Source organism: Segatella copri (genome assembly GCF_003465495.1).
In the GTDB taxonomy this organism is placed as follows: domain Bacteria; phylum Bacteroidota; class Bacteroidia; order Bacteroidales; family Bacteroidaceae; genus Prevotella; species Prevotella copri_G.
This window is the reverse complement of the sequence record NZ_QSAV01000012.1, coordinates 39826-54628: the sequence shown is the minus strand read 5'-3', so window position 1 is coordinate 54628 and position 14803 is coordinate 39826. Positions and strand designations below refer to the sequence as shown.

Sequence of the window (14803 nt, the reverse complement as noted above, 5' to 3'; positions counted from 1 at the left end):
CTATAAACTATTAACTATCAACTGATTTACATTCCCGGCATCTTAGGCATGCCTGGCATACCCTTCATGCGGCTCATCATCTGCGCCATTTTGTTGCCGGTCATCATCTGCATCATCTTGCGGGTCTGGTCAAACTGCTTGATGAGTTTGTTCACCTCCTGGATGTTGGTGCCCGAACCCTTAGCGATGCGCTGGCGGCGTGATGTGTTGAGGATGGCTGGATTGGTGCGCTCCTTAGGAGTCATACTCTGGATGATGGCCTCTACGCCCTTGAATGCATCCTCTGGGATATCTACGTCGCGGATGGCCTTGCCCACGCCCGGAATCATCGCTGCCAAATCCTTGATGTTACCCATCTTCTTGATCTGCTGGATCTGGTTGTAGAAATCGTTGAAGTCGAACTGGTTCTTTCTGATTTTCTTCTCCAGTTTCTTAGCCTCTTCCAGGTCGAACTGCTCCTGTGCGCGCTCTACGAGAGATACCACGTCACCCATGCCGAGAATTCGGTCTGCCATACGAGCTGGGTGGAACACGTCAATGGCGTCCATCTTCTCGCCGGTACCTATAAACTTGATTGGCTTGGTTACCACGGTACGGATACTGAGGGCAGCACCACCACGGGTATCACCGTCGAGCTTGGTGAGAACAACGCCGTTAAAGTCGAGGCGGTCGTTGAATTCCTTGGCTGTGTTTACGGCATCCTGACCGGTCATGGAGTCAACCACGAAAAGGGTTTCGTCTGGACGGAGATGATTCTTGAGATTGCTGATCTCGTTCATCATCTGCTCATCAATGGCGAGACGTCCGGCTGTATCGACGATTACCACATCATTGCCGTTAGTCTTGGCCTGCTGGATAGCATGGTCGGCGATACTGAGCACATCCTTGTTCTCTGGCTCGCTGTATACCGGAACACCCACCTGCTCACCCACTACATGGAGCTGCTGGATAGCTGCCGGACGGTAAACGTCGCAGGCCACGAGCAATGGCTTCTTGCCTTTCTTGGTCTTGAGCATATTGGCAAGCTTGCCGCTGAAGGTAGTCTTACCCGAACCCTGCAGACCGCTCATGAGGATGACGGCCGGATGACTTTCGAGCTTCAATGGGGCTTCTTCGCCGCCCATGAGTTCTTCCAGTTCATCGTGCACCAACTTGATCATCAACTGTCCCGGCTTTACGGCAGTAAGTACATTCATGCCGAGTGCTTTCTCCTTCACCTTGTTGGTGAATTCCTTAGCCACTTTATAGTTTACGTCGGCGTCGAGGAGTGCACGGCGCACATCCTTCATGGTTTCCGCCACGTTGATTTCTGTAATTTTTCCCTCGCCCTTCAAGATTTTGAACGAGCGTTCCAGTCTATCACTTAAATTTTCAAACATTTTTCTTTCTTTATATTTTTGGCTACAAAGATACGACTTTTTTTCGAGAAAGCCAACTTGTTTATGTTTTTTTTTATCCCGTCGGCTAAAATAGCTATCGCTCTGCCTTTCCCGAGTTCATTTCTTCAGTTTACTCTTGTGCTTATTTTTCAGGATTCTCCTTCTTATTCGATTTTGATTCAGCATCAGAAGTTGCTTTTTTCTCTTCTGTAGCCATTTCAGAAGAAGGATCTTTCTTAAAAGCCGAGACATCATACGGATTAGTCAATTCATACTTTTTCCCCGTTGCTTTTTCATAAGCAGCTACCACAGGATCCTTATGTTCCATTTTTTCAAATACCTTTTTAGCCTGTTGCAGATGCTTCTTATCACGTTTTCCCTGTTTATCCATCCATCCGAAAGCATCAAACCCGATGCCAGCAGATGAAGTTGGCAAAGAGTTTATCTTCTCCTGAATATCCTCTTCCATGTTTTTGATGCCTTCCTGATTCTTGCCCCAAACTGTCACTTCACCTAATTGTTTGGCATCCGGCAAGAGAAACAGAGTATCCGGCAGTTCCTTGTACCGGATAGTTGCCTTCATAAAACCAGGTTTCGATACGGTTGCTGAATCAAACTGATAGCGCATCGTCCAATAGCCCCGATAATCTGTTCTTGCCCAATGATTGTTATTAGTATGAATAAGTGCTTCACGAATAGGCACATGATTTTCTGCCGATGCGATGACACACGTTTTCTGCGCATAGGCTACCTGCCCTAACATGGCAAGCAATACTGTTAAAATCAATATGATACGCTTCATGCTTTTTCTCTGATTTATATCTTTTCTTTGTACCAGACAAATTACTTCTTCTTAATATGAATCTGATACAAAAGTAATGATTAAATCTGATACTTCATTAAATTCCCCAAGAAGTTTAAGTTCATTTAAAGAGTAATGTAAAAAAATTAAGCGTCTATAACAGTTGGCCTATTTATATAGCATCATTCAAAGGTATATAGTATCATTCAAAGGAAAGATATGGTGTTTTCAACACTAAGAAATATTTTTAGTAAGTAAAAGCATATAGTTTTTAGAGTTCTTGCATATAGTCTTTTAAGTCAAAACACATAGCTTCCCAGATATTATCACTAGGCTCAGCAGCTCTGCCGAGCCTAGTGACAACTCTCTGTTAAACCAGTTCCGTAACTGCAGAAATAATTCACTTATATTCTATTGAGTTCATTTGATTATTCTACTATTCCACGTTGCTCGATTCTCTTAGCCTCTTCAAGAAGCTTGATGGCATCTACATACTGAGCGATGCCCTGAGCCACCTCCTTGGCAGCCTTCATTGCCAGGACTACAGTCTGCGGACGGTGTACCACATCACCTCCGGCAAACACACCGCGACGGGTGGTCATACCGAACGGACGTTCAACAACTTTTACATATCCCTTCTCATCCACCTCGATTCCGGCAGTGGTAGAAACGATACGGTTGGCTGGTCTTGAACCGATGGCGAGATAGATTCTGTCGAATTTTTCTACCCTTTCACCCTCAGGAGTGTTCAGCACACAGCTTCCCAGACGGCCGTTTTTGCCCTTCAGAAAGGCCTCGACGGTAGTTTTCCACTCAAATTTCACGCCTTCCTTCACAGCATCTTCATATTCGCTCTGGATGGCAGGCATCTCTTCCTGGGTCTTACGGTACAGCACAGTTACATCGGCACCCAGACGGATAGCAGTACGGGCAGCATCCATGGCCACGTTTCCGCCGCCAATGACCCCCACCTTCTCGCCGTCGCGCAGTGGAACCATGTCGCGGGTCAAAGCGCCTTCGTTATAGGCATTCACGTTATGCAGAAAGTATGTACTCTGGCTCACACCGTGGAGCTTTGAGCCCGGTGTAGAGTCCATGTTCTGAGGCACGCTGGTACCTGTGCCCATAAAGATGGCGTCGTAGCCTGCACGGAACAGACTGTCGATGGTTACATTGTTCTCGCCCACCATGCAGTTGGTGATAAACTGCACGCCGAGGTCAGCAATCTTAGCCACCTCATCGCGCACTACCGACTTAGGCAAGCGATACTCAGGAATACCGTACATCAACACGCCTCCCGGCTCAGCCTGGCCCTCGAAAATGGTGACGTTGAAGCCCTGACGCGCCAGATCGCCGGCTACGGTCAAGCCCGCTGGACCCGAACCGATGACTGCCACACGGCCACGTGTTTTCTGTGGCAACATCTCGCGCGAAAGGTTCATCTTGGTATCAAAATCGGCAATAAACTGCTCCAGTTTGCCAATCTGTACCGGTTTGCCTTTCTTTCCGAGCACGCAGTTGCCCTGACACTGTTTCTCATGAGGGCATACACGGCCGCAGATAGCCGGCAGGTTGCTCTTGGCATTGATGATACTCATCGCTGCACCCATGTTACCCATAGAGAGTTCGTGTACGAAATCAGGTATGTCGTTGCCTATCGGGCATCCCTTCTTGCACTGCGGAATCTTGCAGTGGAGGCAGCGTTTAGCCTCCTCAATGGCCTCGCGGGTAGAAAAACCCTCGTTCACTACCTGGAAGGCAGCAGCATCCGCCTGCTGTTCAGCTGCATCATTCTGTTTTGCAGCATCGGCAGTTTCCGTCTGCTTCACTATTGTTTCTGTTGTATTCTGCCCAGCGGTCTGTACCTCTGCAGCATTCTTCATATTTTTCATTTCTTTCTGTTCACTCATAATAGAACTGCTCTCCTGTTTTATTGATTCTACAATCTATCCTTTGATTTGTGGGTGCAAAGGTACAAATAATATTTCATAAATCGCCCATCCTCCTTACATATTTTCATTTTTGCCGCTTTTTTCCTTATTATCTACAAAAAGCCCTACATTCACATGCAAGGCCTTAAAATAAATACTTTTATGAAGGTTCTACATTCACATGCAAAACTTGCAAATATACGGAGGAGAGGGCAATTGTTAAGGTTGCCCTCTCAGAAAAAACAATTTTATTTTTCTTTAATCTCAATATCTTCCTTCACATGATTACGTATCTTGGTGAGGAAGAGTTTCATACGCTTCGCATCCTTGTGGTCAATGATGTCGATGAGCTCAGCAAGCTCCTCTCTGATCTGTGCCACCTGACCCGATGTGTATGGGTTGAAGAGGATTTCCTGCAACAGGTAATCATCTTCGTTGAGCACGCCCTTGGCTATCTGCATGTGGCGCTTGAAGGTGGTGCCCGGAGCATCCTGGTGCTTCATCACTGCCGCAAAGGCAAAGGTGCTCACAAAAGGAATACTCAGCGAGTAGGCTACCGTCTGGTCGTGCTCATCAAATGTATACTCATGCAGACTCAACCCCAACTTCTGGTAGAGATCCTTGAAGAATATCTTGCCCATGTAGTCACCCTCCTTGATGATGACTGCATTCTCCTCTGAAAGCTGGTTCAGATTGGCAAAGGTCGGGCCGAACATAGGGTGCGTGCTCACGAAGCGGAAACCGCTCTTCTCGTAAAACTCCTGCAGTCCGGTCTTTACCGAAGCTATGTCGCTGATAATGCAGTCGTGAGAGAGATGTGGCAACACCTCTTCAAAGGCTGGCAGCGTATATTTTACCGTCACCGCATTGATGACCAGTTCGGGGCGGAACATCTCTATCTCTTCCATCTTAGTGAAGCGGTAACAGTTGTAGGTGAAGCGCAGGCGCTTGGCATCCTTCTCGTAAACCGCCACCTCGTGGTCGAAGCTGAGCAGGTCGATGAAGAAACTTCCCATCTTACCAGCTCCCATAATTAATATTCTCATCGCCAGTTTCCTTTTACTTCTGGTTTAGGATTTCCAACTGCTGGCGGACACTCTCCTCATGGATGTGCTCGAAAATCTGAGCGGCAAACTCAGGGCTCATGCCGCAGAGGGCTGCCTGGGCTCCACGCTTGTCGAGAATCTCGTTGTAACGGTTGGTCTGAACGATGGTCATGTTGTGCTCCTTCTTGTAGGTACCAATCTCGCGGCAAACGCGCATACGTTTAGCCAGAAGATCCATCAGCTGGTTGTCGCACTCGTCAATCTGACCGCGCAGCTGGTGCAGACCCTCTGTAGAATAATGCTCATCGCGCACTACGAGGAGGCTGAGGATGTAATCCAGCACCTCTGGGGTAACCTGCTGTTTGGCATCGCTCCATGCATCGTCTGGGCTGCAGTGGCTCTCAACGATGAGGCCGTCGAAACCTAAGTCCATTGCCTGCTGGCAGAGAGGGGCGATGAGGTCGCGTCGGCCACCGATGTGGCTAGGGTCGCAGATGATTGGCAACTGTGGTATGCGGCGGTGCAACTCGATAGGAATCTGCCACATAGGAAGGTTGCGGTAAATCTTCTTGTCGAAGCTGGAGAATCCACGGTGGATGGCACCGAGTTTCTTGATGCCTGCCTGGTTGATGCGCTGCAGGGCACCGATCCAAAGCTCGAGGTCTGGGTTTACCGGGTTCTTAACGAGCACAGGCACGTCTACGCCCTGAAGACTGTCGGCAAGTGCCTGCATGGCGAATGGGTTGGCAGATGTACGTGCGCCTACCCAGAGAATGTCGATTCCATATTTCAGTGCGAGCTCTACATGCTCTGGGGTAGCCACCTCAGTAGCTGTCAGCATGCCTGTTTCTTCCTTCACCTGCTTCATCCAAGGCAAGGCTGTTTCACCGTTACCCTCGAAGCCTCCCGGTTTGGTGCGTGGCTTCCACACACCTGCGCGGAACATGTGGCAACCTTTGGCAGCCAACTGCTTAGCGGTAGTCATAACCTGCTCTTCTGTCTCTGCCGAGCAAGGGCCGGCAATGACGCAAGGGCGTTCCTGATCACTAGGAAAATTCAATGGTTCTAATTCTAATTCCATAGTCGTATATTTTTATTTTTTTACTTTTTTCTTTGGGGACCAGCGATGGAATCGCTGGGAACGGGGGCGGAAAGGGGAAAGGCTCTTTTTACCCTTTTACCTTTTTACCTTTCAAAGGCCTTTTACTTTTCAAAAACCTTCTTGATTCTTTCCAGGGCCTCTTTCATTTTCTCATCCTTGGCACAGAGGCTGATACGGATGTAACGCTTGCCGTTGGTTCCGAAGATGAAGCCAGGGGTGAGGAAGACGCGTGCCTCATGCAGAATCTTCTCTGTCAGGTCTTCTACATCGGCATATTTCTCAGGTATCTTGCCCCAAAGGAACATGCCTACCTGGTTAGGGTCAAACTGGCAGTCGAGCACCTTCATGATCTCCTCAGCAATGTCGCGACGGCGGCGGTAGTTCTGGATGTTGTTCTCGCGATGCCATTCATCCGTGTTGTTAAGCATCGCCTCGGCAGCTGCCAGCTGTATGCCTCGGAAGCTTCCGTTGTCGATGTTGCTCTTCACCTTCAGAATCCATGAGATGAAAGTCTTGTTGCTCGAAATCATCGCCACACGCCAGCCTGGCATATTGTGGCTCTTGCTCAGGGAATTGAACTCGATGCAGCAGTCCTTAGCTCCCGGCACCTGCATGATGCTCATAGGGTGCTCGTTGAGGATGAGCGAATATGGGTTGTCGTTCACCACCACGATGTTGTGCTTCTGGGCGAATGCCACCAGCTTTTCGTAGGTTTCGCGCTTTGCCACACCGCCTGTCGGCATGTTAGGATAATTGGTCCACATCAGCTTTACGTGGCTCAGGTCCATCTTCTCCAGGGCGTCGAAATCGGGCTGCCATCCGTTATCCTCTCTCAGGTCGTAGTAGGTAATCTTGGTACCCAGAATCTTGTTGATGGCGGTGTAGGTAGGGTATCCCGGGTTCGGGATGAGCACCTCATCACCAGGGTTGCAGAAGGCGAGCGTTACGTGCAGGATGCCTTCCTTGCTACCTATGAGGGGCTGGATTTCGGTAGCCCAGTCGAGGTCTACATCATACCAGCGCTTATAGAAACCAGCCATTGCTTTGCGCAACTCTGGTATGCCCACCGTAGGCTGATATCCGTGTGCGTTTGGATTGTTGGCTACCTCGCAGAGCTTGTCAATGGTCTGCTTAGAAGGAGGCATGTCTGGACTTCCGATGGCCAGACTGATAATGTCTTTGCCCTCGGCATTAAGCTTAGCCACTTCCTTCAGCTTGCGGCTGAAGTAGTATTCCTGTATTTCCGTTACTCTATTGGCTGGTTGTATCATAATTCTTATTTTCAACTATTAACTGTTAACTATCAACTATTCTTTCTCCTCATATTCTCCCAACACCTTTATTTTCTTCACGAGCGGCGTAATGGCGTCGATGCTCTGGCGGTATCGGGTCAGGTTGTCGAAGGTGAGGTCTACGTAGAAAAGGTATTCCCACTCATGTCCGATGTTTGGCAGCGACTGGATCTTGGTGAGATTGATGTCGTAGAAACTCAGGATGGTGAGCACCTTGGAGAGCGATCCCTTATCGTGAGCCAGACTGAAGACGATGCTCGCCTTGTTGGCCTTTTCGATGGGACGGAGCAGGGCTGCCTTCTGCGGATTGCAGACCACGAGGAATCGGGTGTAGTTGTGCGGATTGTCGTGGATGTCTTCCTGCAGCACCTTCATGCCGTGCATGTGGGCAGCGTAAGAAGAGCAGATGGCTGCCCATCCCCTCACCTTGTGCTGGGCGATGTAGGCTGCCGAGCCTGCGGTATCTTCTGCCTCCACCGCCTTGAGGTCGGGATGGTTGGCTAGGAACTTGCCGCACTGCATGAGGGCTACCGGATGGGAGTGAACCTCCTGCAGGGTGCTCCAGTCGTCTTCTGGCAGACAGCAGATGCTGTGCTCTATATGGAGCTTGTGTTCGCCTACCACGGTGGTTCCGCTCTGCCGGAGCAGTTCGTAATTGTGGAGCAGGCTGCCCGCAATGGTGTTTTCAATGGCGCAGATGCCTACTACAGTAGGGTCGCGCTTGATGTTTTCGAACACCTCTTCAAAGGTAGCACAACAGATGATTTCAATCTGTTCGCCCTCGAAATACTGGTGGGCGGTAATGTCGTGGAAAGATCCCAGCTCTCCTTGAATTGCTATTCTCTTCATGTTTCTTTTATCTTGTCTAATGTTACGAAAAACGGTCCTACTCAATAAGAGCGGGACCGTTTCGATGATTTCAAGAATCTAATATCCTAAGTTGAAATTTACACGCAACTTCCCGCTTTACAATTATTTGCAAAGTAAAAGTAATAGCTAAAAAAGAATGCGTTAAACTTCTTCATTGTCTTTACATTTTATATGTTACTCACTTTTGTTCTTTCCGAGCCCGTTTCTCCTTTATTATATAAGGAGCTTATCTGTGCTCAGATTTTCCAGAGTTCTTCTCTACACCTCTTTTATATATAAGGAGCAGGCAGTGCTCAGATTTCGAGTCTCGACTTGCAAAAATCTCAACTCGACTGCAAAAGTAACATTTTTCTTTGATATTGCCAAACAATTTGATATATTTTTCTTCATTTTCCTTATATTTTATGCTAAAAAACATATTTTCGCCCGATTTTTATCATCAGAATACGGAAAAATGCAGAAAAATGTACTCAAAAGCTAGGCGCTAGGGAGAGACGCAACGCCGGAATCCGTGAGGCAAGCCCCTTCCTTTATCTGCAATGTTCTCTGCCTTCAGCCTTGAATTCTCCTGTCAGCTCCCCTACTTTCTCGGGGTTCAGCTCCAGGTAGCGCTTCATGTCCTTTCCGGCACCATCCTTGTCGCCCATCTGCATCAACAGATTGCCGCGCTTCAAGAGATTCGCGCTCAGAGAGGCTTTTACAGACGAGTGTCCCGCAGAATCCTTCTGTTCTGCCAATTCTTTCTCCTGCTCTACAATCTGCTGCGTCAGCGTAGCAAGCAACAGAACAGGGTTTATCTGGTTCAAATCCATAATCTTATATTTTTACGAAAAGTTATTCTGTTGTATATCACGGAGTTAACCCACTTGACACCCTAAAACAGGGTGTCAAGGTATGAGCCACTCCTTATTATAATAAGGTGTCATTTACTTGATGGCCCCGATAATCTCAGTCACACTCTTGCATCCGTGAGCATCAAGCCACTCGTTGATTCCATCCTTCACCTTCTTCGTAACCGCAGGATTAATGAAATTAGCTGTACCAATCTCAATGGCCGTAGCACCGCACATCAGGAACTCAATAGCATCCTTGGCAGAAGAAATGCCGCCCAGACCAACAACCGGAATGTTTACGGCATGAGCCACATCCCAAACCATGCGCAGGGCAACAGGCTTAACGCAAGGACCGCTCAAACCACCCGTACGGATGCTCAAGAGAGGCTGGCGCTTCTCAATGTCCACCGCCATACCCATCAGCGTGTTGATGAGCGAAACAGAATCGGCACCCTCAGCCTCCACGGCACGGGCGATGTCGGCAATGCTAGTAACATTAGGCGAAAGCTTCACGATGAGGGTCTTCTTATAAACCTTTCTCACCGCCTTCACCACGCTGGCTGCACCCTCGCAGGTTACACCGAAGGCCATGCCGCCATCCTTCACATTAGGACAGGAGATATTCAGCTCTATGGCCGGAATCTTATCCAGCTCGTTGATGCGCGCCGCACACTCAGCATAACTCTCAGGCGAATGACCGCTCACGTTGACAATCATATTGGTATCAATGTCCTTGATCTGAGGATAAATGTGAGAGCAGAAATACTCCACACCCTTGTTCTGCAAACCTACACAGTTGAGCATGCCCTGAGGCGTTTCAGCCATACGCGGATAGTCGTTTCCCTCGCGCGGTTCCAGGGTAGTGCCCTTCACGATAATACCGCCAATCTCCTCCAGAGGAACGAAATCGGCAAATTCCAATCCGTAGCCGAAAGTACCCGATGCAGTCATCACAGGGTTCTTCAACTTCAAATCCTTTATCTTTACACTTAAATCAGCCATAATCTTCTGTTTTTACTTAAAAATGTTTTACAAACAAAGACAAGAGAATTCTTCGTTCTTCACTCTTCATTTAGATTTCCCAAGCAAGTTTCTTGATGTTGATGACAGGTCCATCCTTGCAGACGCACTGGTTCCCCTCGGTAGTTTTCTCTACGCAGCAGAGGCAGGCGCCCACACCGCACGCCATCTTGTTCTCAAGAGAAACCTCACACTCCACACCAGCCTTCTTGGCAAAGCGAGCCACGCTCACCATCATCGGCTTAGGTCCGCAGGTAGAAATCATATCAAACTTCTCGTTCTCCAGAACAGAGTGGTTGGTAACGAAACCTACCTCGCCAGCCGAGCCATCCTCAGTAGTGATGCATACCTTTCCGATCTTGGCAAACTCATCCAGTTCGAGCAGATCTGTAGCCTTGCGTGCACCCAGCAGGAAGGTAACTTCAGCCCCGAAATCCTTGATGAGTTTTCCGAAATAGAGGAGCGGAGCCACACCTACGCCACCACCTACGAGCAGATATTTCTGGCTCTTCCCGGTAGGCATGGTGAAGCCGTTGCCGAGAGGCAGCATACAGTTGAGCACATCGCCCTCCTTGAGCTGTCCGAGCTGACGAGTACCGTCGCCCACCATTGCAACGAGCAACCAGAGCTGATTATTTTCACGATCCACGAAATTGATGGAGATAGGACGGCGAAGCATGGTAGTAGGCGAATGGTCTACTCTTACTTCTACGAATTGGCCAGGCAAGATTTCAGGCAAAGGTTTCTCATCGGTAAGCTTAATCAAAACGTGCTTATCGCTAAGCGCCTCTACAGAAACCACCTTGAGGTCGAGAACATATTTTTTCATCTTATTGCTAATTTTTAATATGCTTATTATATAATGTACGTATATTATAATAGGTACGCGTAGCTTCCGGTTACGACCACCTACGTTTTCTACGATGCAAAGGTACATCAAAAATCCGAATTTACGAAAAGAAAAGAGATATTTTTTCTTTATCGCCGCTCCTATGTGTTTGTTTTAGGATTCCCCAATCCCTACTTTATTTCTTAGGAACGAAGGTTTCCCAGGTCTGATCATCGTAGAAAATACGGATTTCGGTAATCTTTCTTTGCGGTTTGTCTACAAATTTTACCGCCGCTTGGGCGATATTTTTAGGTGTACGATTTACACCCTGCATTTGAGGCTGGTCAAAGAGCAAGGGAGAAGTAGGGGAGGCTGTGGCTCCTTCGGCTCCAAAATCGAGCATAGGCTCGGCAGAGGCGGCTCCAGAAGGCTGACTGCCCTGCTTCATCCCCTCAGCACCACCGGCTGCTCCATCCGTAACGCCCTGATGCATGTCTGCAGCACCCTCTTCGCTGCCACCCTGGGAAGCCTGGTTCTGATACATAGGAGGAGTACCGTAGAGTACCCAATAAACGTTTACCTGAGGAAAACTCTTATGGATGCCATCCACAATGCTGAGCGATGGATTGGTCTTCCCGTTGAAAATATTGCTCAGCGTAGCGGTCGAGATTCCGATCATCTGAGCGAAGTTTTGCTGAGTGAGGTGCTGGTCCTCCATCAGCTGTCTGATTCTATCTTTCATGCTCTAAAATTTTTAGTGTTCATTTTTCTACTGATAGGATGTTTTATTTCCGAACAAGCCACTTTTGGACCCTTTTTCGGTTGATTTTACAAAGATAAAGCAAAAATTTAGAATAACCAAACATTTCTGAATAAATTTAGATTTTTAAACTTTATGTTTCTGTTTGTAAATTTGAATTCTACTCACTCCAGTGTTCGGTTTTTAGGTTTAGTTTTATAAATATAAACCTATCAATCAAAATATATGACGAACATTTTCTTTATAGATTTAGGCTAAATCACTGGTTATTCATACTATAATCCTCCTAAATAAAGGCATATAGAGCGATTTATGCAATATTTCCACCACACCTATGTAAAAATCTATGGTTTATAAAACAACTAAAATACATAACCAACTGAGTTTCCATTACTTACAAATTCAGAATACGACATGAATATTTATTCATTCATAATCATAAACACCATATTTTATCTTTATATTTATAAATATAAAACATAAATTCGTGCATTTAGTTTTCTTGCGTTTACGTTTATAAATCAAAACCGCACGTTTTGATTTATAAATTTAAAAACATAAACTTAGGAATCATAAACCTTAATAAATGCAAACGACTGATTTCAGACTACAGGAAATGGCATTTTTTTCCATTTCTAGCGTATTCCAGCCCATCGGCAAGGAAACGGGCAAATTCGCGAGTAATGAAGAGGGTTAATTTATGTAAGTTACTGATAACCAATAAAGTTAAGCCTATTTTCAGGCGAAAACGAAAAATGGGCATCTAGCTCGAAAAATCGCTTAAATCCCCCATTTTTGCCAAAAAATCGCCCAAAATGAGCCCAGATAAACGCTCCAAAAAGAGCTGAAAATCCCCTATTTGGGGCAAATTTATAATGCTAAACGCTAGTTGGCTGCTTTCTGGAAACAGGCGGCAAAGAAGGCAGAAAACGAAAACGAGCTCCTGCCGAGAGAAAACTCTCAGCAGGAGCTCGCCTACTCTCCCCCACCTCGCTCTTCAGCATCAGTGAAGGATAAAAAAGATGAGTTCTTTCATCAGTTCACCCACCGGAGTGGATGGATTATCCAGTCCCTTTATCTTCGCATCCACCTCCTTAAACTTCTCAATAATCGCCATCACTTTCACGCCCGTATAGTTCCTCATTCCTGTAATATATTCGCGCGCCGCCCAAGCTCCGCGCAAATCCAGGAATTTTGCGAGCTCATTTTCGTTCTGCCTGTTGGGTGCATAATAAGCAATCATCAGGTTTTGGAAATAAGTAAAGAGCATCGGGAGAAGCGTGAAGAGAGAACCACTCTTCGGATTACTGTCAAAATAATTTATTATCTGATTTGCCTTAAACACATCGCGGCTGATGATGGCACTTCTCAGCTCGAAGGCATTGAAGTCTTTGCTCACCCCTATTTCTCGCTCCACAATCTCCGGAGTAACACGCCGGTCGTTCTCTGGAAGAGAAATGAGCAGTTTGTCGAGCTCGGAAGTGAGTCGGTGCAAATCTGCTCCCACATGATCTGCCACCATCTGGGTAGCCTTGGGTTCAATGGTTGCCTTTCGGGTCTTGAGATAAGTCTCGATGAAGCCCGGCAGATTTCGATCGTAGAGCTTTTTGCTTTCAAAAACCACACCCACCTTGGCAGCGAGGGCAGAAAACTTTTTACGACTGTCGAGCTTGCCGTTTTTATGACAGAAAACAAGGATGGTTGTTTTTACCGGATTTTCGAGGTACTTCTCGAGCACTTCCAAATTCCGCAAATTCTGAGCCTCTTTCACAACCACTACTCTATACTCCGCCATCATCGGGTAGCCCTTACACAAATCTGCCACTTGCGCACCCGTAACATCAGCTCCGAAAACCACCGTCTGATTGAAGTCACGCTCCTCGGGCTGGAGCACATTTTCTGAAATGTAGTCGCAGATCTTATCTATATAAAAAGGTTCCTCACCCATCAGAACATAGACGGGAGAATACTTCCGAGCCTTCAAATCTTTCATGATTGACTCGTAACTTATTGCACTTTTCTTTTCTACCATTGGATTATTTTTTGTAACTTTGCACCCAGCAAACTCCGGGGGCGCGGACAAGCATTTGCTCCGCCTCCAAGTTCGCAGTTTTCTGAGGTGCAGTTTTCAGCTGCACTTCGACTGCAAAGTTACAAAAAATAAATTGAACTGCCTATATAAAAGAGGTAGTTTTTGAAAATGAGGTATGGTTAAAAGAAGAAAAGAAACCATATCGAAAACAGAAAAGAAAGAAATATAACCCTATATATAATAAGGTACAGAAAAATGATTCGCTTAAATTTGCCATCTTTCGACATCAAGGTTTCGGGCTCAAAACAGCATCCCCAGATACTGGATGTGCTGCGCCGGAAGTTCATCACGCTCACTCCCGAAGAGTGGGTGCGCCAGCATTTCGTTCATTTTCTCATCGAGCACAAGGGGTATCCTGCCTCGTTGCTCGCCAACGAAATCCAGCTGAAATGTGGCGACAAGGTGCTGCGCGCCGACAGTGTGCTCTACTCCCGTGAGCTGCAGCCCCGCATGATTATCGAGTACAAAGCCCCTCACATCCCCATCACGCAGAAAGTATTCGACCAGATTTCGGTTTACAATCTTCTGCTCCATGTCGACTTTCTAGTGGTGAGCAACGGGCTGGAGCATTACATCTGCAAGATGGATTATGAAAGTAAAAAATATGTATTTTTAGAGACCATTCCCGATTATTCCGATTTATTGACATTATGAGAGTGTCGGAGGATAGTCCGGAAGTTTTTAAACAGAGCTTCCCCAGCCTTCAAAATTTGCGAATTTCCGCCCAACCGGCCATCCGTTTTAGAATTCGCGAATTTTGGAGGCCTTTTTCTGCCCCCTTTTCCTCTCCCTTTTTGAGCACTCCTTTTCCTCCCATCCCCCTTCTCGCGTTATTTTTTAATAAAAA

At 47.0% G+C, this 14803-nt stretch carries 13 protein-coding genes; 1 reads left to right on the top strand and 12 read right to left on the bottom strand.

The window, feature by feature from the left end; all coding sequences use genetic code 11:
• Positions 1-26: 26 nt before the first annotated feature.
• The 12 genes from ffh to holA all read right to left on the bottom strand — a co-directional run bounded on the left by ffh (position 27) and on the right by holA (position 13896).
• The gene (ffh, locus tag DWV53_RS05215; protein WP_006847372.1) at positions 27-1379 is read right to left on the bottom strand and encodes a signal recognition particle protein; all 1353 of its coding nucleotides are present in this window, start codon (positions 1377-1379) and stop codon (positions 27-29) included.
• Positions 1380-1521: 142 nt separating this feature from the next.
• Positions 1522-2181 carry a hypothetical protein gene (locus DWV53_RS05210; protein WP_118152112.1) on the bottom strand — a complete coding sequence of 220 codons (660 nt, stop codon included), beginning with the start codon at positions 2179-2181 and terminating at the stop codon, positions 1522-1524.
• A gap of 428 nt (positions 2182-2609) precedes the next feature.
• Positions 2610-4073 carry an NAD(P)-dependent oxidoreductase gene (locus DWV53_RS05205; protein ID WP_259318914.1) on the bottom strand — a complete coding sequence of 488 codons (1464 nt, stop codon included), beginning with the start codon at positions 4071-4073 and terminating at the stop codon, positions 2610-2612.
• Between the two features lie 287 nt (positions 4074-4360).
• Entirely contained in the window at positions 4361-5158 is a 798-nt protein-coding gene (locus tag DWV53_RS05200; protein ID WP_022120890.1) for a prephenate dehydrogenase/arogenate dehydrogenase family protein, read from the bottom strand.
• A gap of 13 nt (positions 5159-5171) precedes the next feature.
• The gene (locus DWV53_RS05195; protein WP_118085840.1) at positions 5172-6239 is read right to left on the bottom strand and encodes a bifunctional 3-deoxy-7-phosphoheptulonate synthase/chorismate mutase type II; all 1068 of its coding nucleotides are present in this window, start codon (positions 6237-6239) and stop codon (positions 5172-5174) included.
• Positions 6240-6361: 122 nt separating this feature from the next.
• The gene (locus DWV53_RS05190) at positions 6362-7531 is read right to left on the bottom strand and encodes a pyridoxal phosphate-dependent aminotransferase (protein ID WP_118079304.1); all 1170 of its coding nucleotides are present in this window, start codon (positions 7529-7531) and stop codon (positions 6362-6364) included.
• 36 nt (positions 7532-7567) lie between these two features.
• A complete protein-coding gene (locus tag DWV53_RS05185) occupies positions 7568-8401 on the bottom strand; it encodes a prephenate dehydratase (protein ID WP_118152110.1) in 834 nt (277 codons plus the stop codon).
• 551 nt (positions 8402-8952) lie between these two features.
• Positions 8953-9234: a hypothetical protein gene (locus DWV53_RS05180; RefSeq protein WP_118152108.1), complete on the bottom strand. Its 282-nt coding sequence runs from the start codon at positions 9232-9234 to the stop codon at positions 8953-8955.
• A gap of 114 nt (positions 9235-9348) precedes the next feature.
• Positions 9349-10257, bottom strand: a complete 909-nt coding sequence (locus DWV53_RS05175) for a dihydroorotate dehydrogenase (protein WP_118152106.1) — start codon at positions 10255-10257, stop codon at positions 9349-9351.
• Positions 10258-10327: 70 nt separating this feature from the next.
• Positions 10328-11104 (bottom strand): dihydroorotate dehydrogenase electron transfer subunit, encoded by a 777-nt coding sequence (locus DWV53_RS05170; protein ID WP_118152104.1) that lies wholly within the window; start codon positions 11102-11104, stop codon positions 10328-10330.
• Positions 11105-11300: 196 nt separating this feature from the next.
• Complete coding sequence (locus DWV53_RS05165) at positions 11301-11846, bottom strand: helix-turn-helix transcriptional regulator (RefSeq protein WP_118152102.1); 546 nt, start codon at positions 11844-11846, stop codon at positions 11301-11303.
• A gap of 1021 nt (positions 11847-12867) precedes the next feature.
• On the bottom strand, positions 12868-13896 hold the full coding sequence (holA, locus tag DWV53_RS05160; RefSeq protein ID WP_118152100.1) for a DNA polymerase III subunit delta: 1029 nt from the start codon (positions 13894-13896) through the stop codon (positions 12868-12870).
• A gap of 255 nt (positions 13897-14151) precedes the next feature.
• On the opposite strand from holA, the gene DWV53_RS05155 reads away from it, so the two are divergent.
• Complete coding sequence (locus DWV53_RS05155; protein ID WP_022120899.1) at positions 14152-14610, top strand: type I restriction enzyme HsdR N-terminal domain-containing protein; 459 nt, start codon at positions 14152-14154, stop codon at positions 14608-14610.
• The last annotated feature ends 193 nt before the right edge of the window (positions 14611-14803 follow it).

Excerpts from the sequence above, each read along its gene's own strand:
- ffh (WP_006847372.1), bottom strand. The coding sequence starts at position 1,379 with ATGTTTGAAAATTTAAGTGATAGACTGGAACGCTCGTTCAAAATCTTG.
- DWV53_RS05210 (WP_118152112.1), bottom strand. The coding sequence starts at position 2,181 with ATGAAGCGTATCATATTGATTTTAACAGTATTGCTTGCCATGTTAGGG.
- DWV53_RS05205 (WP_259318914.1), bottom strand. The coding sequence starts at position 4,073 with ATGAAAAATATGAAGAATGCTGCAGAGGTACAGACCGCTGGGCAGAAT.
- DWV53_RS05200 (WP_022120890.1), bottom strand. The coding sequence starts at position 5,158 with ATGAGAATATTAATTATGGGAGCTGGTAAGATGGGAAGTTTCTTCATC.
- DWV53_RS05195 (WP_118085840.1), bottom strand. The coding sequence starts at position 6,239 with ATGGAATTAGAATTAGAACCATTGAATTTTCCTAGTGATCAGGAACGC.
- DWV53_RS05190 (WP_118079304.1), bottom strand. The coding sequence starts at position 7,531 with ATGATACAACCAGCCAATAGAGTAACGGAAATACAGGAATACTACTTC.
- DWV53_RS05185 (WP_118152110.1), bottom strand. The coding sequence starts at position 8,401 with ATGAAGAGAATAGCAATTCAAGGAGAGCTGGGATCTTTCCACGACATT.
- DWV53_RS05180 (WP_118152108.1), bottom strand. The coding sequence starts at position 9,234 with ATGGATTTGAACCAGATAAACCCTGTTCTGTTGCTTGCTACGCTGACG.
- DWV53_RS05175 (WP_118152106.1), bottom strand. The coding sequence starts at position 10,257 with ATGGCTGATTTAAGTGTAAAGATAAAGGATTTGAAGTTGAAGAACCCT.
- DWV53_RS05170 (WP_118152104.1), bottom strand. The coding sequence starts at position 11,104 with ATGAAAAAATATGTTCTCGACCTCAAGGTGGTTTCTGTAGAGGCGCTT.
- DWV53_RS05165 (WP_118152102.1), bottom strand. The coding sequence starts at position 11,846 with ATGAAAGATAGAATCAGACAGCTGATGGAGGACCAGCACCTCACTCAG.
- holA (WP_118152100.1), bottom strand. The coding sequence starts at position 13,896 with ATGGTAGAAAAGAAAAGTGCAATAAGTTACGAGTCAATCATGAAAGAT.
- DWV53_RS05155 (WP_022120899.1), top strand. The coding sequence starts at position 14,152 with ATGATTCGCTTAAATTTGCCATCTTTCGACATCAAGGTTTCGGGCTCA.